The sequence below is a fragment of the Streptomyces sp. NP160 genome (assembly GCF_006335115.1).
Classification (GTDB): Bacteria; Actinomycetota; Actinomycetes; order Actinomycetales; family Quadrisphaeraceae; genus Quadrisphaera.
The window spans coordinates 59,006-80,675 of sequence record NZ_VDMJ01000008.1 but is presented as its reverse complement, the minus strand read 5'-3'; the positions used below and the strand labels follow the sequence as shown (position 1 = coordinate 80,675).

Here is a 21,670-nt window from a genome sequence, read left to right as displayed (position 1 = left end):
CGGTCCAGCAGCGGGTCAGCACCTCGTCAGCGGGGTCAGCACCGGGTGAGGGCCGCGGCGGCGTCGGAGACCGACCGGGTGCCGCCCAGCACCGTGGTCGTCGTGGCGCCCAGCTTCTCCACCTGGTCCACCGCCACCCCCGGCGCGCACGTCGGCTGCACCAGCAGCAGCGGCGCGCGCAGCGAGACCGCCAGCGGCCCGCCGGTCAGGGCGTCGGGGAAGTCGGCGCCCGTGGCGAGCACCACGCCCCCGGCGCCCTGGGGGGTGGAGGTGCCGGCCACCAGGGCCGCCGTCTCGTAGCGGTCCGCCCCGGCCAGCCGCTCCACGGCGGCACCGGGCACCGCCGAGGCGACCTGGCTCACCACGGTGCCGGAGATGCCCCCGCCGAGCACGTACACCCGGGTCGGCTCGAGCGCGTCCAGGGCGCCCAGGGTGGGCCCCGACAGCGTGCCCGGGTCGGTGAGCAGCAGGGAGCCACCCAGCCGGGCGGCGGCCGCGGCGCCGGCGAGGGCGTCGGGGAAGTCGAGGCCGGTAGCCAGGAAGACCGGGCCGCTCGTGCTGCCGGAGTCCGCCGCGGTGGCCGCGGCCACCGCAGCGGAGGTGGCGTAGCGGTCCTCGCCCTGGACCCTGTCGACGGTGGTGGCGTAGGAGCGCAGCTGCCCCAGCACGCCGTCGTCCACGGCCCTCGCCCCGCCGACCACGGTGATCCGCGCGGGGGACAGGCGGCGCAGCTCGGCGGCCACGGTTTCGGGCAGGGCACCGCTGGCGGGGACGAGGACGACGGGGGTCGGTGCGCCGGCGCGCCCCGCCGCGGTGCCGGCGGCCAGGGCGTCGGGGAACGCGGAGCCGGAGGCCACGAAGACCCGCTGCCCGCTGGCGGGGGTCTTCACCAGCGCGCCGGAGACCGCGGCGGCGGTGCCGTACCTGTCGTCGCCCTGCAGGCGAGCGCTGACGGAGGCGGCGGGCGCCTGCCAGTGCTCCTGGCCCGCGGTCGCCACCGACACCTGCGCCGTGACGGAGCCGTCGGCGTTGTTCGTCGTGCGCACGGCCACACCGCCGGCGGCACTGGTGAAGGTGGTGCCGGGCGCCACCACCACGTTGGAGTCGGTGCCCGTGGTGGGCGTGGGGTCGAGCAGGAGGGTGCCGCCGTCGTCGTTGGCCTTGAGCACCCGCAGGCCGTAGGTGACGCGCGTGGAGCCGCCCCAGCCGTAGGTGTCACGCCCGGCGCCGGCGCGGACCTCGAGGTCGTACACGTCCCCGCTGCGGGGGTCGGTGACCAGCACCGAGCGCAGCCCGGACAGCGCCGACAGCGGCTGGACGGTCCAGGTGGTGGTGCCGGTGGAGGTCACGGTGGCGCGCCCCCCCGAGCCGAGCAGGCCCATCCGCGCCAGCTCGAACGCCGAGGCGCTGCCCGTGGCCTGGACCGGCGTGCCGTCCGAGCGCGCCGCAGCGCTGGACATCACGTCGGTGCGGTCGCCGTACTCCTGCACGCTGCAGGAGCGGTAGCTGGCGGAGGTGCCGACGGCCTCGTCCACCGCCGAGCCGCACTGCAGCCGGTTGGCGTGCAGCAGCGACATGTTGTGCCCGAGCTCGTGGGCGATGGCCGGCCAGCTGGCGTCGGTGACGTAGGTGACGCCGCCGGCGCCCGGGGAGGCGCCGACCGAGCCGAGCCCGTAGGAGCAGCCCGAGGCGTACGCCTGCGGCGGCAGCAGGAGCAGGAGGTGCTTGCCGGCGCCCTGGGTGAAGCCGGAGCGCTGGGCCGCCTCGGACCACAGGGCGTTGGGGTCGGAGCAGCCCAGGGAGCTGGAGTAGCGGGTGACGGCGCCGTCGCGGCGGAAGCCGACGGCCCCGCCGGTCTGCTCGCCCCAGTAGTCGCTGACGGACGTCAGCAGCGAGTCGACGGTCGCGTCGCTGTAGTAGGAGTCCGAGCCGCCCAGCATCGAGACGGCCACCACCGTCACCGGCTGTGAGGACGTCACGCCGGTGGCGACCGGAGTGGTGGCCGCCACCACCTCGGCGGCCACCGGGGTGGCGGTGGCGGCCGCGGCGACGGCGCTCGCGCCGGCCAGCGGCGACGACGCGGCCGCCGACCTGCCGGTGGCGGCGTCGAGCGCCTGCTCGCTGATGGCGGTCGTGGCCGACGCGCGCCCGTCGGGCACCGCGTCGAGGCGCTCGCCGTCCTCCACCGCGCGGACGACCGGCTCGGGGACCTCGACGCGCACGGTGACGGCGCTGCCCGGGGCCACGTCGGCGACGGCGCTGGCGCGCAGCGGCACCCACACGCCTCCGACCTGCAGGTAGGAGGCCACGGGGTCGAGCCGGCGGGCGGGCCCCAGCGCCGGGCCCATCGCCCCGCCGAGCGAGGCGGCGGCCTGGCGGCGGGCGGCGTCGAGCGTGCCGCCGCGGGTGTGGTCGACGTCGGCGAGCACGCGCAGGGTGCCGCTGATCAGCGCGGTCGGAGCGTCGTCGTCGACGGTGTCCGCGGCCGCCGGGGCGGCGGGGCCCGCGGCGGTGGAGGCGCTCAGGTCGTCCGCCCACGCCGGGAGCACGAAGGCGCCAGCGCCCAGCAGGCCTGCGGCGGCCGCGGTAGCCGTCGTGGCCAGTGCGGGCAGGGCGCGGCGCATCAGGACCTCCGGGAGGGGTGGACCTTCACCGTAGGTAGCGACCGCTGGAGATCGCGGGAGAACACGCCCACGCGCGGGAGGTTCAGCGACCTCCCGGGGAGACCGGCTCGCTCACACCGCCGGCGTCAGGCGGTCAGGCCCGGGGCGAGGTGCTCCTCGAGCTCCGCGGAGAGCGCCTCGAGGCCCACTCCGCGCTCGGCGAGCAGGGACGCGAGGTCCTCACCGGCCTCGAGACGGGCCTGCAGCGCCGAGGCGTCCGTGTCGAGCAGGGCGCTCAGCGCCGACAGTGCAGCCGTCCGCGCGCAGAAGGAGTGGGGCGTGCTCATGGGGACCTCCTCGGGCGCCGGACCGTCCGACAGGGTGTCCATCGGCCGGATGACGCCCGGTCTTGATCCCCGGGGTGCGGCGGGGTCTGCGTCAGCTGCTGATGACGTGGCAGGAGGTGGCGCGCGCGACGTCCTCGCCGTTGACGTAGAGCGTGACGCAGGCCCGTCCCGGCGTGACGTCTACCGGCATCGTGGGGTTGGTCAGGCGGATGCCGAGCGTCCGGCAGCCGGACAGCTTGTCTACCTCCGTGGGAGCGCTCTTCCTCCCGGCGGTGTTGGTGAAGGTGAAGACGACCCTCGCGTCGCAGAAGAGCTTGTCGCGCATCGCGGCCCAGCCGGCGCAGTCGACCGTGGCGGTCTGCGCCGTGATGTTGACGCCCTCGCCGGTGATGCTGTGGATCAGGGCGCAGCCATAGGGCACCGACTTGATCCCGGTGGACGTCGTGTAGCTGAACGGTGCGATGGGTGACGCTCCGTACGCGGAGGCCTGGGCGGCGCCGGCACCGGCGACACCGAGGGCTCCCGCGGCGGCGAGCGTCACGACTGCGCGGAGGGCGCGGCGCATGGGAGGCCTCTCGTCTGAACGGTTGAGGACTTGATAGTCGAGGGCGGTCGCCCTCGGCAAGTGGCGATCAGCGTGGCGGTCCAGAACCGCCGCAGCGTGCACAGCCGGTGACGCGGCGTGCTGGGCGCACCCCGGGTGGGGGTGCGTACGGTGCACCTCGTGCGCACGGTCGTGGTCACCCGCGCCTTCGCCCCCGAGCCGGCCGCCGCCGCCTGGCGGCAGGCGGCGCTCGCCCGCGCCCTCGCGGGCGCCGGCCACGCGGTGGAGGTGCTCACCTCCCGGCTCCCGGCCGGGGTTGCCGACCGGGCCGCGTCCCCTGCCGAGGGTGACCCGGCGGTGCGGGTGCGCCGCTGGCCGGTGCTGCGGGACGCCACCGGCAACGTCCGCGGCTACGTGCAGTACGCCAGCTTCGACCTGCCCGCCGCCCTGAGGCTGGCCGCCCGCGTCCTCGGGCCGCGCGGGGCCCGGCCCGACGTCGTCGTCGTCGAGCCCCCGCCCACCACGGGACTGGTCGTGCGGCTCGTCTGCGGGCTGCGCCGCGTGCCGTACGCCTACTACGCCGCCGACCTGCTCTCCCTGGCCGCGGCGGAGGCCGGCCTGCCCGGGCCGGCGCTGCGGCTGCTCACCGCCCTGGAGGCCTGGGTGCTGCGCGGCGCCGCGCGCGTCATGACCGTGGACGAGGGGTACGCGGAGCGGGTGCGCGCGCTCGGCGTGCCGCCGGAGCGGGTGGTGGTGGTCGGCACCGGCGTCGACACCGACCAGCTGCGCCCGCCGGCCCCCGGGGACGACGTCGGGGACGACGCCGGCGACGACGACCCGCCGGCGTTCGTCTACGCGGGCACCATGTCGGAGGTGCAGGGCGCCGGCGTGCTGGTGGACGCCCTGGCCCGCGTGCTGCCCGAGCACCCCGGCAGCCGCGCCGTCTTCTACGGCGGCGGCGTGCAGGCCGCCGCGCTGGCCGAGCGCGCGCGGGACCTGGCGCCCGGGCTCATCGCCTTCCCGGGGCTGGTGGCGCCGTCGGTGATCGCCCGGGCCACGGCGACGGCCCGCGCGGGGCTGGCCAGCCAGCGGCCCGACACCGCCTACGCCTTCGCCTTCCTCGTCAAGCCGCTCGCCGCCACCGCGTGCGGGGCTCCCGTCGTGTACGCGGGGGCCGGGCCCTTCGCGCAGCTCGTGGGGGAGCACCGGCTGGGCTGGGCGGTGCCGTGGGACGTCGACGCCGTGGCCGCCGCGCTGCGCGAGGCGCTCGAGCGGCCCGCCCCCACCGCGCAGGAGCGTGCCCGGCTGGTCGCGTGGACCCGCGAGCACCACTCGCTGCGCTCCGTCGCCCGGCGCGCGGCTGCCGCCGTCGAGACCGCCGCCGCGCACCGGTCCTCGCGATGACGGGCAGGTCACCCGCCGCGGTGTTCGTGCTCTCCCAGGCCACGCCGCTGCGCGGCATGGAGCGCGCCGCCGCCGACACCGTGGCCGCCCTGCAGGCCGACGGACTCGACGTGTCGCTGCACGCCCTGGTCACCCGCCCGCGCACCGGGCGGGTGGGGCGGCTGCTCGACCTGGCGGCCTCCTTCGCCGCGGCCCGCCGCCTCGTGCGGCAGCCGGGCCCGCCGCTGGTGCTGGTCGGCATCTGGGTGGGGCTGCGGGTGCTGCCGTTCCGCCGGCCCTGCGACCGCGAGGTGGTCGCCTGGGAGCACTCCCTCACCCGTGAGCGGCGCGCCGCCCTGCGCTCCTTCGACGCGGTCGCCCGGCTCGTGCTGCCCCTGTACGCCCGCCGCGCCCGCCGGGTGGTGGCGGTCAGCGCCGCGGTCGCGACGGCGCTGGCGGAGCAGCCGGGGGTGGGTGGGCGCGTCGTCGTCGTCGCCAACCCGGTGGGGAAGGACCCGCTGACGGGCACCGGCCGGCGCGAGCCCGCGCCGGTGCCCGCCGGTGGCCGGCTGCTGGCCGTCGGCGGGCTGGAGCCGCTGAAGAACCCCGAGCTCGCGCTGGAGGCGCTGGTGATGGTGCCCGGCGCCCACCTCGACGTGGCTGGCGGAGGAGCGCGGCTGCCCGCCCTGCGCCGGCGGGCCGAGGAGCTGGGGGTGGCCGGCCGGGTCACCTGGCACGGCCACACCGACCGCGTGCCGGAGCTGCTCGACGCGTGCGACGCGGTGATCCACACCTCACGCTCGGAGACGTTCGGCTACGCGCTGCTCGAGGCGGCCGGGGCGCACCGGCCCGTGGTGGCGGTGGCCACCGAGCAGGCCCGCCACCTCATCCCCTCCCTGGTCCCGGGGACGACGACGGCCGCCGACGCGGCCGCCCTCGCCGCCGCCGTGCGCGCGGTGCTGGCGGCGCCGCCGCCGGTGGCCGAGTTCGCGGCAGCGGACGCCGCGCGGGAGCGGGCCTACGGGCGGGAGGCCCTCGTGGCCGGCTGGCGCGCGGTGCTCGATCCGGGCGAACCGGGCTCACGGGGCCTGCGCGCGCCGTAGCGTCACCTGGCGTGGCCGGAGCTGACGTCGACGCGCGCGACGGGGCAGCGACCACGGGCGCCGTGGTGGACGGCAGCACCTCGGGGCTGCGGCGCAGCAGCGCGAGCATGCTGCTCGGCCACGGCGGTCGCGCCGCCTTCGCCGGTCTGACGTTCCTGCTCGTGGCGCGCGAGCTGGGCCCCGCGGGCTTCGGCGCCGTGAGCGCGGTCATGGCCGCCGCCGCGCTGGCCCTGCCGTTCGCCTCCCTCGGGGCGGTGCACCTGCTGGTCAGGTCCGCCGTGCGCTCGCCCGAGCGCCTGCCGGGTGCGTTCGCCGGCGCCGCGGCCGTCACCGCGGGCGGCGGGCTGCTCGCGACGGTGCTCGCCGCCGCGGTGTGCGTGCTCGTGGTGCCGTCGGTGCCGCTGCCCGCCGTGCTCGCGCTGCTCGTCGCCGACCTGGTGGGCTCCGCCCTGCTGGAGCTCGCTGCCGGCGTGCAGGTGGCGCGGCACCGGGCGATGTCGGCGGCGCAGGCGCAGCTGGTCTTCCACGGGCTGCGGTTCGCCGCGGCGGTCGCCCTGCTGCTGACGCCGGCCGGGCTCACCGTGGGCGGCTGGGCGGCCGCGTACGCGGCGACGTCGCTGGTGGGCGGCGTCGCGGCCGTCGTCGTCGTGAGGGGGCAGCTGGGGCGCGGCGGCGCGGGGGTGGCCTCCGAGGTGCGGTGGCTGCTCGGCCAGTGGCGCGACGGGTTCCACTTCTCCGTGGGGCTCGGCGCGCAGGCGCTCTACAACGACCTCGACAAGCTCATGCTCGCCAGGCTGGGGTCCGTGGCCGCCAACGGCGCGTACACGGCGGCGTACCGCCTGGTGGACGTGTCGCTGGTGCCGCTGCGGGCGGTGCTCGCCGCGGCCTACCCGCGCTTCTTCGCGGCCGGGGCCGCGGGGGGCGCGGAAGGGCTGCGGAGCGCTGTGGCGCTGGCGCGCAGCATCGCGCCCACCACCGTCGGCTGGTGCGCACTGGCGTCGGTGGCGCTGCTCGCCGGCGCCGACCTCGTGCCGCTGGTGCTGGGACCTGACTACGAGCCCGCCGTCGGGGCCCTGCGGTGGCTCGCGCTGCTGCCGTTGCTCAAGGTGGCGCACTACCTCGCCGCCGACGCCCTCACCGGCGCCGGTCAGCAGCGCGTGCGCAGCGCCTTGCAGCTCGGCGTGGCCGTCGGCAACGGGCTGCTGAACCTCTGGCTCATCCCCGCGTTCGGGCTGGCCGGGGCGGTGGCGGCGAGCCTCGTCTGCGACGGCGTGCTGGCGCTGGCCCTGTGGGCCGTGGTGTGGGGCCGGCTGCGCCGCCAGTGACCCCGGCCGGACCGTCCGGGCCGCCGCAGAGGGGGCGGCGGCCCGAACGGGCGGGGCGGTCAGCCGGTCAGCGCAGGGCGCCGCCGTCCTTCTGGGCCGCCAGGCGCTCGGCCTCGTCGGCGGGCACCTCGATGACGTCCTCCTTCTTCACCAGCACCCACTGGCTCAGGCGGGGCTTGCGCTCGGTGCCGGTCGTCGTCGACGACGACCGCCCTGCGGCGTAGCCGCCCGCGGCTCCAGCGGCAGCGCCCGCCCCCGCGGCCAGCGGGGTGGATCCCAGACCGGAGGACGAGCGGTCGTCACGACGGCCGACGTCCTCGCCGTCGGCGAAGCGGTCGTCGCGGGCCGCGGCGGTGTCCGTGCCGGTGCGGCCGTCCGTGCGGTAACCGTCCCGGACGTCGTCACGGCGGTCGTCGCGGCGGTCGTCGCGGCGGTCGTCGCGGCGGTCGTCACCGTTGAACGTGTCCTTGACCTTGTCCATGAAGCCGCGGTCGTCGTCGCGGCGCTCGTCCCGGTGGTCGTCCCGGTGGTCGTCCCGGTAGTCGTCGCGGCGGTCGTCGCGGCGGTCGTCGCGGCGGTCGTCGCGGTGACCGGCGGCGGCAGCACCGAGACCGGCGCCGGCGGCGCCGGCGGCGACGGCCGTGCCCGCGCCGCGACCGCGGTCGTCATCGCGGCGGTCGTCCCGGTAGTCGTCGCGGTAGCCGTCGCGGCGGTCGTCCGCGTAGCCGACCGGACGGTCGTCACGGCGCACGTCGTCGCGGCGGTCGTCCCCGTCCAGCTTGTCCTTGACCTTGTCCACGAAGCCGCGGTCGTCGTCGCGTCGGTCGTCGCGTCGGTCGTCCGCGTACCCGGCAGGACGGTCGTCGCGGTAGCCGTCGCGGCGGTCGTCGGCGTACCCGTCGCGGCGGTCGTCGTGGCGGGCCGCCGCGGCGCCCAGCCCCGCCCCCGCCGCACCCGCGCCTGCGGCGGCGCCGTAGCCGTCGCGGTCGCGGTCGCGGGCGTCGTCACGGGCGTCGTGCGCCGCCGAGCCAGCCGGACCGGCGTTGTTCACGCCGTAGTACTCGAAGAGGCGGTCCTCCTCGGAGATGTCCAGGTGGCCCTCGTCGTCGACACGCGGGGCGTCCTTGACCTTGGACTTGTCGTAGGGGACGCGCAGGTCGTCGCCGTCGAACTGGGCCTGCGCCAGCGGCACGAAGCTCTCGGAGGTGCCGAACAGGCCCGTCTGCACGGTGACCCACTCCGGCCGACCGGTCTGGTCGTCGCGGTAGACCGCGCCGGCCTTGCCGATCTTCTCCCCGTCAGCCCCGTAGACAGCAGCTCCGGGGATCCGCTCCACCTCAGCGTCGGTGATCATGGCCGCTCCTCGCGATCGTCGGACGGCACGCTCTGCTGCGCACCGCCTCCGGACTACCCCGCCGCGACCGCCCCACACGTCCCCCGTCCGCGCGACGACGACCTCGTCGGCGTGGCGCGTGCGTGTCGCCGGGTAGCGTCGAGGCGATGGCACCAGCGCAGCCCGCCCGCCCGCCCCGCGCCGTCCTCGCGGGGCTGCTGGTGGGGCTCCTGGCGCTGGGCGCCTGCTCCTCCGCAGCGCCGGGCACCTCCGGTGCGCCCGCCGGCGCCCCGGCCGGGAGCGCCTCACCCGGCACGAGCTCGGGCAGCCCGGAGCCCTCGCCGTCGTCGTCCCCGGTCGACCCCGACGTCGCCGCCGCGCAGCGCGCGCTGGAGCCGCTGGACCTGCGCGCCCGGGCCGCGCAGCTGCTCGTGGTCGGGGTCCCCGCCGACGACCTCGGTGCAGGCACCGCCCTGCTCTCCCAGGCCCCCTACGGCGGGGTCTTCATCGGCGGGCGCTCGACGGCGTCCGCCGCTGACATCGGCGCGGTCACCGCGCCCTGGGCCGACCGCGCCCGCCAGGCCGGCCAGCCGGTGCCGTGGGTGGCCGCCGACCAGGAGGGAGGCGCCGTGCAGACCTTCTCCGGTCCCGGCTTCGAGGACCTCCCGTCCGCCCGCGAGCAGGGGCGAGAGGCACCCGCTGCCGTGCAGGAGACCGCCCGCCGGATGGGGGAGTCGCTGCGCACGGCCGGCGTCACCCTCGACCTCGCCCCCGTCGCCGACGTCGTCCCGGCCGGCACCGCGCGCGGCAACGCGCCCATCGGGAGGTACGGCCGCGAGTACGGCGCCACCCCCGAGGAGGTGGTGGCCGACGCCGGCGCCGTGGTCGCCGGGCTCGGCGAGGCCGGCGTGGTGGCCACCGTGAAGCACTTCCCCGGCCTGGGCCGGGTGGCCGGCAACACCGACCACTCCACCGACGTCCGTGACACGAAGACCTCCGCCTCCGACCCGGACGTCGCGCTGTTCGGGCAGCTGGCGGCGCTGCCGCAGCAGCCGTTCGTCATGACGTCGTCGGCGGTGTACGAGCAGATCGACCCGAGCGCGCCCGCCGCCTTCTCCTCCACCGTGGTCACCGGGCTGCTGCGCGAGCAGCTGGGCGTGGACGGCGTGGTGATCTCCGACGACCTGGGGCGGGCCAAGGCCGTCGCCTCCGTGCCTCCGGCCGACCGCGCCACGCGCTTCGTCGAAGCGGGCGGCACGCTCGTGCTGACGGTGGACCCGGAGCTGGCGCCGACCATGCTCGAGGCGCTGGTGGCGAAGGCGCAGGCGGAGCCGGCGTTCGCGGACGCGGTGGACGCCGCGGCGCTGGTGGCGCTGGAGGCCAAGGCGCGCGCGGGGCTGCTGCCCTGACCGGTCTGCCCGTGCTGCTCGCCGTGCTGCCGGCGACGGCCGCGCTGCTGTGGGTGCCCGGTGCGCTGCTCGGGCGCGCGCTCGGCATGCGCCGCCGCTGGGCGCTGGCCGCGGCACCGGCGCTGACGTGGGGGCTGGTGGCGCTGGGTGCGGTGGCGGTGCCGCGCGCCGGGCTGCGGTGGACGACGACGACGGCGGCGCTCGTGCTCGCCGTCGCCGTGGGGGCTGCGCTGGTGCTGCGGCTGCTGCCCCGCCGGCGCCGGCCGCCCCGGCGACGCGCGCGGTCCGGGCGGCGCGGCGAGCCCGGGACCGGCGCAGTGCCAGCCGCTGCGGCTGTCGCGCTCGTGGCGCCGGCGACCGGGGTGGCGGTGGCGGCGGCGCTGGTGGTGGCCGTCGCGTGGCGCGCCGGGCACCGCCTCGGGGACGTCGCGCAGACCTGGGACGCCGTCTACCACGCCAACCTCACCACGCTCATCGCCGACACCGGCGACAGCGACCCCGTCAGCGCCCCCAGCGCTCTGGCCTCCGCCGGCTGGCGCGACGTCTCCACCTACTACCCGGACGCCCTGCACGCCCTCGCCGCCCTCGCGGTGCGCACCACGGGCGCGGGCTCGGCGGCGGTGCTCGACGTGCTCGCCGCGCTCGTGGCGGGGGCCGTGCTGCCCGTCGCGGTCGCCGCGCTCGCCGGCGCGCTCGCGCCGTCGCGGCGCAGCACGGCCGCGGCCGTGGCCGCCGTCGTCGCCGTCCTCCCCGTCGCCGCGCCCTGGGACCAGTGGTGGCGCGGGGTCTGGAGCTACGGCGCCGCACTGGCCACGGCCGTGCTCGTCGCGGCGCTCGCGGTGAGGGCGCTGGAGGGGCGGCTGGTGCCGCGGCGGCCGGTCTCGGCGGCAGCGGCCGTCCTGCTCGGGGTGGCGGGCGTCGCCGGGCTCCAACCGGCCGGCGTGGTGCTGGCAGGGGTGCTGGTGCTCGGGTGGGCGCTGTCGCGTCTGGCCCGGGATGTGCTGGGCGGCGGCGCGGCGGACGGCTCGGCGCCGACCCGGGCCGGGCTCGCCGGGCTCGCGGGCGCGGCGGTCGGCACGCTGCTCCTGCCGCCGCTGGTGCTGGCGCTGGCGCGCTGGTCTCCGGCGCTCGGGAGCCTCGCCGCCTACGACTACGCCACCCGACCGCCCACCTGGGCCGGAGCCGGCGAGGCGCTGGCGTCGGTGCTGGGCGGCGTGCGCCGCATCAGCGGCGGCTACGGCTTCGGCCTCCCGCCGCAGGGGGGGCAGTGGGTGCTCGCCGCCGCGGTGCTGGCGGCGGTGGTGCTGCTGGCCACCTCGCGGGCCGCGGCGTGGCTCGCGGTGGTCTGGGCGCTGGCCGTCGCGGCGGCCGTGGCGACGGTGGTCCCGGTGGGACCGGTGCTCGCGCAGGTGGTGGGACCGGCCGGCGCAGCGGCCGCGGACGCCCTGCGCTCGGTGACGCTCTTCTTCTACAACGCCCCGTTCCGCCTCATGGCCGTGGTGGCCGTGGTCGGCGCGGTGGCCGTCGGCGTGGCAGCGGCCCGCGCCGCTGAGCTGCTCGGGCCCCAGCTCGCCCGGGCGCGCGGTGCCCGGCGGACGGTGATGCGGGCGGGGGCCGGGGCCGCCGCGCTCCTGCTGGTGGGCAGCGCCGCGGTGAGCACCCTCGACACCGCGGCGCCGCGGCTGGCGGCCGGCTACGCGCCCCGGGTCACCGGTCCGGACCAGCGGGCCGTCATGGACCGGCTGGCGCAGGTGGTGCGCGACCAGCCGCTGCCCGCCGGGGCCACCGTGGCGAGCGACCCCGTGGACGGCTCCGCCTGGCTGTACTCCCTCCACGACCTCCCCGTGCTGTTCCGCCACTACGCCCCCGGGCCGCTCACGCCGGACGCGCAGCTGCTGCTGGCCCGCCTCGACGACGTCGACACCGACCCGGACGTCCAGCGGGCCCTGCGCGACCTGCGCGTCTGCTACGTCTACGCGGGCGGTGAGCCCGTGTACGCGTCGATGCAGCCGGCGCCGGGCTTCACCGACCTGGACCTGACCGCGTCGCTGGAGCCGGTCGCGCGTGCTGGCACGGCGTCGGCCTACCGGGTGCTGGTGCCCGGTACGCCCTGCGCACCCCGCTGACCGCCGGCCCCTCCGGGGGCTGGCCCACCCGGGCTGTTCACCTGGGGGGCTTACAGTCCGGCCATGGCCCTCGGGCAGCGCGGCGACGGAGCCGGCGACGTCGAGCTGCTCGACCTCGACCAGCCCGTCGACGACCTCGACGACGACGACGAGCGCGCCTCGCCGCCGCGGTCCGCACCTGAGCCCTGCCGGGGCGGTGGGTCGGCCTGGTCCCGCTGGCCGGAGGCGGTGCCCGGCTGGGCGCGCGGGCCGGCCGCCGTCGTCGTCCTGGTGCTCGCCGCGGGGCTCGGGGGAGCGGCCGTGGGCAGCTCCCACCGCGACGCCCTGGACCAGCAGGCCTCGCTGCAGCGCGCGCTGACCGTCGGCTCCGCCTTCGTGGCCGCAGGTGACGACCGCGGGGGCGTGCTGGCGGCCCGGGTGCACGTGGAGCTGGTCAACCACGCTGACACCGCCCTGGACGTGCAGCTGCAGGGCCTCTCCACGCCCCACCAGGGCACGGCGGCACCCCCCGAGGCGGTGGAGGTGGAGCAGGGCGCCGTGGTGGTGGCCCCGCTGGGCGTGCAGGTCGACTGCGCGGCGGTCCGCGACGACCCCCGCACCAGGCCGCCGACGGCGCAGCCCGCCTCGCCCTTCGACCTCGGCCCGTACCCGACCCCGGAGGCGAGCAGCCCCACGGTGGTGCTCGCCTCCGTGCGCCCGGCCGGCGGGGGGCAGGCCGTGGACGTGCAGCTGCCCGTGGTCGACTCCCTCGCCAGCTCCCTCGCCGAGCAGCTCGGGCAGGCCTGCGGCGCGTCCTCGGCGGGCCAGCTCCAGACCGGCTGGCTGTGGCAGGACGACGGCGGCCTGCGCGTCAGCGTCACCTCGCCCCCCGACGCCGCACCCGTGCGCCTGCAGCTGGACAGCACCGCGGGCCTGGACCCGACCTCGGACCCCCCGCTCCCCCGCGACCTGCGCCCGGGGGAGACGGCCGTCCTGGACCTCGAGGTGCACCCGCGCTGCGCCGTTGTCGGCGACGGGGCGCTGAGCCGGCTGGACCTGCAGGCGGTGGACGGCGACGGCACCACGACCTCGCTCGGGCAGGCCTTCGACGCGACCACGCCGGTGGCGGGGACGCCGCTGTGGCTGGCGCGGCAGGTGGCGCTCGCCTGCGGCTGACGGACCGGCGCGGAGCGCCCGCCGCCGACCGGCCTGCGCGTTCGCCCGCGCCGCGGGGTCGCTCCTGGTTACCGTCGGCGGGTGGTCGGCTGGTCGGGTGCGGTCGCGCCCGCCGCCGTCGCCGCCGCCGTCCTCGTGGTGCCGGGACTGCTGGTCGGGCGTGCCGCCGGCCTGCGCGGGCTGGTCTGGACCGGGGTGGCGCCCGCGCTGTCCACCGGGGTGGTGGCGCTGGCCGCGGTCGGCGCCGCCGTCGCCGGGGTGCGCTGGGGGCTGCTGCCGCTCGCGCTGGCCACCGCCCTCGCCGTCGTCGTCGCCCTGCCGGTGGGTCTGCTCACCGGCGGCCTCGGACGCGGGCGCGGCGTGGGCCACCGCGACGCCGCCGTCGCGCTCAGCGCGCTCGGCGGGCTCGTGGGGGGCGGTCTGCTCGCCGGGCGGCGCCTCACCTCCGCGCTGTGGGACCCCACCGCGGTCTCCCAGAGCTACGACGCGGTGTTCCACCTCAACGCCGTCCGCTGGGTGCTCGACACCGGCGACGGCTCCTCCCTGCACCTGGGACGCCTCACCGACCCCGGCGCGGCGACGTCGTTCTACCCGGCCGCGTGGCACGACGTCGTCTCCCTCGCCGCGATGACCACCGGCAGCCCCGTGGACGTGTCCACCAACGCCACCGCCCTCGCCGTCGCCCTGGTCGCGTGGCCGCTCGGGGTGGTGGGCCTCGTGCGGGTCGTCCTGGGCCGGCGCCCCGTGGCGCTGGCCGCGGCGGGGGCGCTCACCGCGCTGTTCACCGCGCAGCCGGTCGCCCCGCTGGGGTGGGGCGTCCTCTACCCGACCCTGCTCACCACCAGCCTGCTGCCCGCTCCGCTGGCCCTGCTGGTGCTGGCCGCCGACAGGTCCCGCACCGCGCGTGCCCGGCTGGGCGCGCTCGCGGTGGCCGCCGGCACGCTGCCGGGGCTGGCGCTCGCGCAGCCCAGCGGGGGCTTCGCGCTGGTCGCGCTGGCGCTGCCGCTGGGGGCGGTGGCGCTGACCAGGACGACGACGGCGTGGTGGCGCACCGGGCAGCGCGTGGTGCCGGTGGTGCTGCCCGTGCTCGTCGTGCTCGTGGCGCTGCTGGCCTGGCGCGTGGTGGACACCAGCGCGTCGGTGGTCAGCGCCCGGAACACCCCGTGGGCGCCCATGGCGTCCGTGCGCCAGGCGGTGGAGCAGGCCGTGCTGTTCAGCCACCTGAGCATCCCCGCCCCTGCGAACGGCGCGGAGGTGACCCGTCCTCCGCTGTGGCTGGCCGCCGCCCTGGTGCTCCTGGGGCTGGCCCTCGCCGTGCGGCGGCGGCAGCTGCGCTGGGTGGCGGGAGCGCACGTCGTGGCGTCGGCGCTGTTCGTCGTCGCCTGGGCCGTGCAGTCGCCCCTCACCAAGAGGTTCACCGGGTACTGGTTCAACGACGCCTACCGGATCGCCCCGCTCGCGACGATCACCGGCATCGTGCTGGCCAGCGCCGCGGTCTCGCTCGGCCCGGCGGCCGCGCGGCGGGTGTGGCGCCGGCTGCGCCTGCTGCTCGCCGGACCGCGCCGTCCGGCGGCGCGCGGCACCGGCGGGCGCGCGCGGCGTCGTGCGGCCCCCGCGGTGCGCCTGGTGCCCGCGGAGCGGTGGGCCGCCCTGGCGACGATGAGCTCGGCGCTGGCCGTGCTGGTGGTGCTGGCCGGCGCTCGAGGACCGGGGTACGCCGTGACCTACGGCTGGCTCTACGCCAACTCCGTCGCGACGAGCGACACCGAGTACTCCGACCTGCTCGACGCGCCCGAGCGCGCGCTGCTGGACCGGGTCGGATCGCAGGTGCCTGCAGGGGTCGGGGTGGCGGGCAACCCGTGGGACGGGTCCGGCTTCGTCTACGCGATCGCGGACCGGGCGACGCCGTTCCCCCACATGACCTCGACCTTCGACGCCGACCGGGCGCTGGTCGCGTCGCACCTGCGAGACGCCGCCACGGACCCGGCCGTCTGCGAGGCCGTGCGGCGGCTCCACCTGGGGTACGCGCTCGACTTCGGCTGGTGGCACCTGTGGAAGCGCGACCCCGCGGAGCGGGACCTGCGCTACCCCGGCCTCGAAGACCTCGCGACGGCGCCCGGCTTCACCGCCGTCGACTCCGAGGACGGGCCGGACGCGTCCGCGGGCCCGGTGGCGACCCTCTACCGGATCGACGCCTGCGGGGAGATCACGCCCGGCGCGCTCCCGTCGTCGTCCTGATCCCTGCCCCTCCTCCTCGCACTTTCCGCGGAAAGTGCGCCGAGGGCCTCCCTCTCCTCGCACTTTCCGTGGAAAGTGCGAGGAGAGGGAGGCCGGGGGGATCAGCGGGAGCGGACCAGGCCCAGCGCGCCCGCGGAGGAGAAGCCCGGGAACACCTCGGACAGCGACCCGGCGCCGCAGCGCTTCTGCAGCACCTCGCCGATGACGTCGCGGTAGTCGGTGGCGCTGGCCACCGCCCCGTCGTCCAGCGCCGACGCGCTCAGGCCCGGGTACTTGCCGTGCACCTTCCCGCCGACCACGCCGCCGCCCATCGCGAGCATGAGGTTGCCGTGCCCGTGGTCCAGGCCGCCGGAGCCGTTCTCGGCGGCACGGCGCCCGAACTCGCTGATGGTGAGCACCGTGACGCCGGACATCAGCGCGCCGAGGTCGGCGTCGAAGGCGGCCAGGGCCGTCGCCAGCTCGGTGAGCTGGTCCTTCATCCACCCGCCGCCGGCGGCGCCGAGGCCGGAGTGCATGTCCCAGTCGCCGTAGTCGACGGCCGCCACCTGCACACCCACGCCTGCCTTGACCATGCGCGCGAGGTCGCGCAGCGACGTCCCGAGGTCGGTGTCGGGGTAGCCGGTGCCGGCGGCCGTCGCGCCGACGGTGGAGGAGATGGTGGCCGCCGCGGCCAGCGCCGCGCGCCCGGTCTCCGCGACGGTCGGCGGCCCCTCCGCGTGCAGCGCCGCGTAGGCCCTGGTCCAGCGGGCCCTCTCGACGGCGCTGTCGCCGGGGCCGGTCAGCGCGAAGCCCTCGAGCCGCTTCATCGTCAGCTCCTGAGCCGGTCCGGCGAGCATCTGAGGCGTCTGCGCCCCGGTCATCGACACCGCCTGGAAGGTCCCCGCCGCGGCGCGCGTGCCGAGGGTCCGGTCCAGCCAGCCGGTGCGCAGCGACGTTCCGGGCGCCGCCTTCTCCATGTCCTCCATGGCGGCGAAGTGGCTGCGGCTCGCTCCGGGCAGCCCCACGCCGTGCACCGCCCCGAGGCGCCCCGCCTTCCACAGCGGCAGCAGCGGCGCGAGCGCCGGGTGCAGCCCGAAGGTGCCGTCCAGCGCGAGCAGGGACGACTGCGGCACAGCGATGGTCGGCCGCAGCCGGTAGTAGTCGGGGTCGCCGCCGGGGACGACGGCGGACAGGCCGTCCATGCCGCCGCGCAGGCTGAGCACCACGAGCACGTCACCGGTGTAGCCGGGAGCGGCGAAGGCCACCTGCGTGTGGACCTGCTCGGTGGCCGCGAGGGTCATCGCGCCCACGCCGAGGGCCTTGAGCAGCGAGCGGCGCGAGAAGCTCCCAGCGCCGCGGCCGCCGGGGCCGTCAGGGCAGCCGCAGCCGTCCACCGACGTCGTCGACGACGGGGTGCTGCCGGCGCGGGGGAGCGGCACGGGTCGGTCCATCAGCGCTCCATGTGTCCGGGCGAGTTGAGGATGGTGGTCACCACGCTGCCCAGCCGCCAGCCGAGCCACTGGTCGTTCGGCTTGAGCGCGTCCCCGGCGGCGTGCTCGGTGAAGGCGAGCAGCGCAGCCCGCTCGGTACCGGTGGCAGGCCGCCCCAGCAGCCGCAGCACGAGGGCGTCCACGAGCCCACCGAACGTGGAGGGCAGCGGGTCGGGCAGGACGGTCGCAGTGGCCGGTCGGACGAGCTTCTTGGGCCACCAGCCGTTGACGACGCTGGTGCTGGCGTTCCAGCGCGTCATCGTGCCGCCGGCGGAGCGCCAGGCGGCGGCGACGTCCGGGTAGCCGTTGGGCGGTGCCCAGGCCAGCGGCATGTGCCCGACCTCGCGGGTCTGCCAGTGGAGGTCGTCCACACCGCCGAGGCCCTCGGGACCGGGGGTCGACCCCGTCATCCGCACCACCGCGAGGTAGCCCTCCAGCGGCCTGCGCGTCTTCTTGCCGGCGGACGACCAGAACTCCTCGGAGGTGAACAGCGCTCTCAGCACGGGCACCACCTGCGTGCCGCTGGCCGTGTAGACGTCGGCGAGGCGGCCGACCAGGGACGCCGGGGGGTCGTCGCTGACGAAGCGGACGGCCAGCTTCCGCGCGAGCGACGTCGCCGTGGCCCTGTGCCGTGCGAGGTGGCGCAGGAGGGAGGTGGCCGTCGCCTCTCCCTCCGCGGCGCTGTGGGCCGGCGCCGACCACCCCAGCACGGTGGCCGCGGAGGTGTCGTGGCGGTTGGCGTCGAAGGTGTAGAGACCGTCCTTGCCCACCGTCAGGCCCGTGAGGACGCGGGCGGCGGCGCGCACCCCGGACTCCCCGTAGCCCGCAGCGATGCCGACGGTGTGCAGCTCCATGACCTCGCGCGCGTAGTTCTCGTTGGGTGCCTTCTTGGTGGAGGAGGCGTTGTCGAGGTAGCGGAGCATCGCCGGGTGCTTGGCCGAGGCCACGAGCATCTCCTCGAAGGAGCCGAGCGCGTGGCGCCGGATGACGGCGGCGTCGTAGTCGTGGCGGGAGTCCCAGACGTCGGAGCTGGGGCAGGTGACGTTGAGGTGGTTGGACCAGAAGTCGCAGAGCACCTCGAAGAGCTGCCGGCGGCTCCAGGTGTAGCGGGCGGTGGTGACCATGCCCAGCTGCAGCATGGTGTTCCAGTTGGCGTTCTCTTCCTGCGCCCTGACCTCGCCGATCGATCGGTGGACCTTGGTGAAGCGGGCCGCGTACCCGTCGCAGGCGGAGTCGTCGATCCGCGCCGGGTCCAGCTGGGCGTCGAACCACGCCTGCGGGTCGCGGCGCACCTCGTCGACGAGCCCGGGGGTCTCGCCCCACGTGAGGCGCCGCACGAGGTGGCGGACACCGGCCGCGTCGAGCGGCAGCGGCAGGCCGCCGGGCTCGTAGAGGCGGACGCGGTCGTGCAGGGCGGTGAGCTGCGCGCTGAGCGCCACAGGGGTCCTCCCCAAGCTCGTCCGTGGATGGTCTTCGCGTGTCCGGTCCCGACGCTAGGTGATGCCGTGTGACGATCTGTGCACTTCTGGACGATCCGCGCGGCGAGTCGCCCACCCCCGGCGCCCCCCGACAGGACGCCGCCCGCCTGCGAGGAGGACGGACGTGGCCGAGAGGACCGGCGGCGAGGACCGCTACGGCACCGCCGCTCTCGTGGCCGCGCAGGTCGTGGCCGCGCTGCGCGCTGGTGGGTCCGCTCCCGGAGGGGTGCTCCTGGCCAGCGGTGAGGACGCCCCCGGCGGCATCGACGCCCTGTCGGCGTCCTTCCTCGCCGGTCACCTGTCGGCGCCGCTGCTGCTGACCGCCCGCGGCGGTCTGCCGGCCCCCACCGCTGCGGCGCTGCGCGACCTGCTGCCGGGACTCCCGCGCGACGCCAGCGGGACCCCCGTCGTGCACGTCATGGGCGGCCCGGCCGTCGTCCCCGCGGACGTGGTCCGCGCGGTCGAGGCCCTCGGCGCCCGGACCGTCCGCGTCGCCGGGGACGACAGGTACGGCACCGCCGCCGCGGCAGCCGCCATCGGTGCACCGTCCGCCCGCACGTACGCGCTGGTGGGCGCCTCCGGCGGCACGTCGGCGCAGCGCACCGCGATCATCGCCAGCGGCACCAACCCGGCCGACGCCCTCTCGGCCGGACCGCTGGCGTGCGCGGCGCGGGTGCCCCTCCTGCTGACCGCGCGCGACTCCCTCCCCGACGCCACGCGCACCGCGCTGAGGTCGATGGCGGTGCGCCAGGTGGTGACCCTCGGCGGTCCGGCGGCCATCGGGACGGCGGTGCTCGACGCCCTCGACGCCATGGGCCTGGCCGTGCTGCCCGTGCGCGGCGCCGACAGGTTCGACACCTCCGCGGTGCTCCTGGCGCTCGCCTGCGCCCCGCAGCTGGACAGCGGCGCGGAGGACGGCGAGGTCGGCGGCTTCGGCATCCCCTTCGACTCCGCCACCACCGGCTACCTCGCCAACGGCGCCCGCTTCCCCGACGCCCTGGCCTGCGGTCCGCTCGCCGGCCTGGCGCGCCGCCCCCTCTTCGTCACCGGACCCGACGCGCTCGCCGACGCGACGCGCTCGGTGCTGCCCGGCACGGGGGTCCGTTCGCTGGTGGGCGTCGGGCGCTCCGGTGCCCTGCCGGACGCGGTGCTCGACGCCGCTGTCGGCGCCCTCGCCCGCTGACTCCCGGCGTCACGGCGGCGCCGGCGGTGGAGGAGATCGAGTGCTCCGCGCCGCCGGCGGGCGCTCCGTCTACGGTGGGCCCGTGTCCGCACAGCTCCGCGTCGTCGCCGTCGTGGTCGCGCACGAGAGGCGCGAGCTGCTCCTGGCCTGTCTGAGGGCGCTGGCGCAGCAGACGCGCCCGGTCGACCTCGTCGTCGTCGTCGACAACGCCTCCCACGACGGGTCCGCCGACGCCGCGGTGGACCTCGCGCACGAGCTCGACCTCCCGCTCGACGCGATCCGCCTGGTCCGCAACACCGGCGGCGCGGGCGGCTTCGCGGCCGGCCTGGCGCGCGCCGTGGCCGGTCACGCCGCCGACCGCGTCTGGCTCATGGACGACGACACCATCCCCACCCCGACGGCGCTGGGTGAGCTGCTCGCGGTGGACGAGCGCTACCAGTGGCTCGGGGGCGCCCGCCCCGCGGTCACCGCGAGCCGGGTGGTGTGGACCGACGGGCGCGACCACCCCATGAACACCCCCCGCCGGCGCCCCCTGGCGCGGCAGGCCGACCAGCGCCTCGCGGCGCGGGCCGGTGCGGTGCCGGTGCGCTCGTCGTCGTTCGTGTCGATGCTGGTGGACGCCTCCGCGGTCCGCCGCCACGGCCTGCCCGTGGCCGACTACTTCCTCTGGAACGACGACTTCGAGTACTCCACCCGCCTGCTGCGGCACGGCGTGGGCCTGTGGGTCCCGACGTCCGTGGTCGAGCACCGCACGAAGACCTTCGGCTCCACCGACGCCGACCCCGGGCAGCGCTTCCGCTGGGAGGTGCGCAACAAGCTCTGGATGTTCACGCGCTCCAGCAGCCTCGCCTGGTGGGAGAAGGTCGCCTACGGCGGCTCCAGCGCCCGGCGCTGGGTGAGGACCTTCCGGCGGTCGGAGTCGCCTCAGGTGCTGTGGGCGGCGGCCCGCGCCGGGGCGCTGCAGTCCCTGCGGCCGCCCCGGACCACCGCGCAGGTCCTCGCCGGGCTCGGCCCCGTCAGCGAGCAGGCAGCCGGCCTGGAGGCCGGGACCTGGCGATGAGCGGACCGGCGGGCGAGCCGTTCTCCCTGCTCCTGCCGGTCTACCGCCGCGACAGCCCCGCCTTCCTGCGGCGGGCGTTCCGCTCCGCCACGCACCTGCAGACCCGGCCCCCCGCCGAGGTCGTGCTCGTGCGCGACGGCCCGGTGCCGGACGCCCTGGCACGAGCGCTGGACGAGCTCACGGCCACCTCGAGCGTCCCCGTGGTGCGGGTGGACCTGCCCGCCAACCGCGGCCTCGCCGTGGCCCTGGAGGAGGGCCTCGCGCGCTGCTCGCACGAGCTGGTGGCCCGCATGGACGCTGACGACGTGTCCCTCCCGCACCGCTTCGCGGTGCAGCTCCCGCTGCTCGACGGCGGGGTCGACACCTGCGACGTGGTCGGCTCGGCGCTGGAGGAGTTCTCCGGCGGTCCCGCCGAGGACGCCGTGGGCGAGGTGGACGACGACGAGGGTGCGGCCGGTGCCGGGGAGACCACGCTCGCGGTGCGCACCCCGCCCGCCGGTCACGACGCCATCGCTGTGCGGGCGCGCTTCCACAGCCCCTTCAACCACCCCACGGTGGTGTACCGGCGCTCGGCCGTGGCCCGCGCCGGCGGGTACCGCGACCTGCCGCTGCTCGAGGACTACTGGCTGTTCACACGCATGATCGCCACCGGGGCCAAGGCCGCCAACGTCCAGCAGCCGCTGGTGCGCTACCGCGTCGGGGCGGGTGCGTACGCCCGCCGCGGGGGGCTGCGTCTGCTGCGCAGCGAGCTGGTGCTGCAGCGCCACCTGGTGGCGGAGGGGTTCACCACCCCGGCGCAGTTCGTGCGCAACGTGCTGGTGCGCGGCGGGTACCGGGCCGTGCCGCAGGGGCTGCGCCGCCTGGCGTACCGCGCGGTGTTCACACGGCGGCCCCCGTCGTCGTCCTGATCCCGG

The 21,670-nt window shown here is 77.3% G+C and carries 16 protein-coding genes; 10 read left to right on the top strand and 6 right to left on the bottom strand.

The features are described from left to right. Positions 1–35: 35 nt before the first annotated feature. The 3 genes from FHN55_RS06005 to FHN55_RS05995 form a co-directional block, all read right to left on the bottom strand. Positions 36–2,624: a cell wall-binding repeat-containing protein gene (locus tag FHN55_RS06005; RefSeq protein ID WP_139711344.1), complete on the bottom strand. Its 2,589-nt coding sequence runs from the start codon at positions 2,622–2,624 to the stop codon at positions 36–38. A gap of 125 nt (positions 2,625–2,749) precedes the next feature. Next, positions 2,750–2,950, bottom strand: a complete 201-nt coding sequence (locus tag FHN55_RS06000) for a hypothetical protein (protein ID WP_139711343.1) — start codon at positions 2,948–2,950, stop codon at positions 2,750–2,752. Between the two features lie 91 nt (positions 2,951–3,041). After that, positions 3,042–3,515 (bottom strand): hypothetical protein, encoded by a 474-nt coding sequence (locus FHN55_RS05995; protein ID WP_139711342.1) that lies wholly within the window; start codon positions 3,513–3,515, stop codon positions 3,042–3,044. 159 nt (positions 3,516–3,674) lie between these two features. Between FHN55_RS05995 and FHN55_RS05990 the strand changes: the two genes are divergently transcribed. The 3 genes from FHN55_RS05990 to FHN55_RS05980 are packed head-to-tail and all read left to right on the top strand — an operon-like array spanning position 3,675 to position 7,305. Further along, on the top strand, positions 3,675–4,898 hold the full coding sequence (locus tag FHN55_RS05990) for a glycosyltransferase (protein ID WP_139711341.1): 1,224 nt from the start codon (positions 3,675–3,677) through the stop codon (positions 4,896–4,898). Then, positions 4,895–5,980 (top strand): glycosyltransferase, encoded by a 1,086-nt coding sequence (locus FHN55_RS05985; RefSeq protein WP_139711340.1) that lies wholly within the window; start codon positions 4,895–4,897, stop codon positions 5,978–5,980. The genes FHN55_RS05990 and FHN55_RS05985 overlap by 4 nt, the downstream gene beginning before the upstream one ends. Positions 5,981–5,991: 11 nt before the next feature. Continuing rightward, positions 5,992–7,305: a lipopolysaccharide biosynthesis protein gene (locus tag FHN55_RS05980; protein WP_139711339.1), complete on the top strand. Its 1,314-nt coding sequence runs from the start codon at positions 5,992–5,994 to the stop codon at positions 7,303–7,305. 67 nt (positions 7,306–7,372) lie between these two features. On the opposite strand, the gene FHN55_RS23215 is transcribed toward FHN55_RS05980, so the two are convergent. Beyond that, positions 7,373–8,659, bottom strand: a complete 1,287-nt coding sequence (locus FHN55_RS23215; RefSeq protein WP_218974388.1) for a PRC-barrel domain-containing protein — start codon at positions 8,657–8,659, stop codon at positions 7,373–7,375. A gap of 146 nt (positions 8,660–8,805) precedes the next feature. On the opposite strand from FHN55_RS23215, the gene FHN55_RS05965 reads away from it, so the two are divergent. The 4 genes from FHN55_RS05965 (at position 8,806) to FHN55_RS05950 (ending at position 15,566) form a co-directional block, all read left to right on the top strand. After that, positions 8,806–10,047 carry a glycoside hydrolase family 3 N-terminal domain-containing protein gene (locus FHN55_RS05965; RefSeq protein ID WP_139711338.1) on the top strand — a complete coding sequence of 414 codons (1,242 nt, stop codon included), beginning with the start codon at positions 8,806–8,808 and terminating at the stop codon, positions 10,045–10,047. 11 nt (positions 10,048–10,058) lie between these two features. Continuing rightward, entirely contained in the window at positions 10,059–12,173 is a 2,115-nt protein-coding gene (locus FHN55_RS22565; RefSeq protein ID WP_180357672.1) for a DUF6541 family protein, read from the top strand. Positions 12,174–12,236: 63 nt separating this feature from the next. Further along, positions 12,237–13,328, top strand: a complete 1,092-nt coding sequence (locus FHN55_RS05955; protein WP_139711337.1) for a hypothetical protein — start codon at positions 12,237–12,239, stop codon at positions 13,326–13,328. 81 nt (positions 13,329–13,409) lie between these two features. Next, positions 13,410–15,566 (top strand): DUF6541 family protein, encoded by a 2,157-nt coding sequence (locus FHN55_RS05950; RefSeq protein WP_139711336.1) that lies wholly within the window; start codon positions 13,410–13,412, stop codon positions 15,564–15,566. Between the two features lie 101 nt (positions 15,567–15,667). On the opposite strand, the gene FHN55_RS05945 is transcribed toward FHN55_RS05950, so the two are convergent. Both FHN55_RS05945 and FHN55_RS05940 read right to left on the bottom strand, forming a co-directional pair. After that, positions 15,668–16,996: a DUF1501 domain-containing protein gene (locus FHN55_RS05945; protein ID WP_218974387.1), complete on the bottom strand. Its 1,329-nt coding sequence runs from the start codon at positions 16,994–16,996 to the stop codon at positions 15,668–15,670. Beyond that, complete coding sequence (locus FHN55_RS05940; protein ID WP_180357671.1) at positions 16,996–18,474, bottom strand: DUF1800 domain-containing protein; 1,479 nt, start codon at positions 18,472–18,474, stop codon at positions 16,996–16,998. Before FHN55_RS05940 ends, FHN55_RS05945 begins: the two co-directional genes overlap by 1 nt. A 163-nt stretch (positions 18,475–18,637) precedes the next feature. On the opposite strand from FHN55_RS05940, the gene FHN55_RS05935 reads away from it, so the two are divergent. The 3 genes from FHN55_RS05935 (at position 18,638) to FHN55_RS05925 (ending at position 21,664) form a co-directional block, all read left to right on the top strand. Next, positions 18,638–19,696, top strand: a complete 1,059-nt coding sequence (locus tag FHN55_RS05935) for a cell wall-binding repeat-containing protein (protein WP_180357670.1) — start codon at positions 18,638–18,640, stop codon at positions 19,694–19,696. Between the two features lie 82 nt (positions 19,697–19,778). Next, positions 19,779–20,756, top strand: a complete 978-nt coding sequence (locus tag FHN55_RS05930; protein WP_139711333.1) for a glycosyltransferase — start codon at positions 19,779–19,781, stop codon at positions 20,754–20,756. Continuing rightward, the gene (locus FHN55_RS05925; RefSeq protein ID WP_139711332.1) at positions 20,753–21,664 is read left to right on the top strand and encodes a glycosyltransferase; all 912 of its coding nucleotides are present in this window, start codon (positions 20,753–20,755) and stop codon (positions 21,662–21,664) included. Before FHN55_RS05930 ends, FHN55_RS05925 begins: the two co-directional genes overlap by 4 nt. Positions 21,665–21,670 lie beyond the last annotated feature (6 nt).

Bases quoted from the DNA above. Each gene is read 5' to 3' on its own strand.
- FHN55_RS05955 (WP_139711337.1), top strand. From the start codon at position 12,237: ATGGCCCTCGGGCAGCGCGGCGACGGAGCCGGCGACGTCGAGCTGCTC.
- FHN55_RS05925 (WP_139711332.1), top strand. From the start codon at position 20,753: ATGAGCGGACCGGCGGGCGAGCCGTTCTCCCTGCTCCTGCCGGTCTAC.
- FHN55_RS05965 (WP_139711338.1), top strand. From the start codon at position 8,806: ATGGCACCAGCGCAGCCCGCCCGCCCGCCCCGCGCCGTCCTCGCGGGG.
- FHN55_RS05945 (WP_218974387.1), bottom strand. From the start codon at position 16,996: ATGGACCGACCCGTGCCGCTCCCCCGCGCCGGCAGCACCCCGTCGTCG.
- FHN55_RS06005 (WP_139711344.1), bottom strand. From the start codon at position 2,624: ATGCGCCGCGCCCTGCCCGCACTGGCCACGACGGCTACCGCGGCCGCC.
- FHN55_RS05985 (WP_139711340.1), top strand. From the start codon at position 4,895: ATGACGGGCAGGTCACCCGCCGCGGTGTTCGTGCTCTCCCAGGCCACG.
- FHN55_RS23215 (WP_218974388.1), bottom strand. From the start codon at position 8,659: ATGATCACCGACGCTGAGGTGGAGCGGATCCCCGGAGCTGCTGTCTAC.
- FHN55_RS05995 (WP_139711342.1), bottom strand. From the start codon at position 3,515: ATGCGCCGCGCCCTCCGCGCAGTCGTGACGCTCGCCGCCGCGGGAGCC.
- FHN55_RS06000 (WP_139711343.1), bottom strand. From the start codon at position 2,950: ATGAGCACGCCCCACTCCTTCTGCGCGCGGACGGCTGCACTGTCGGCG.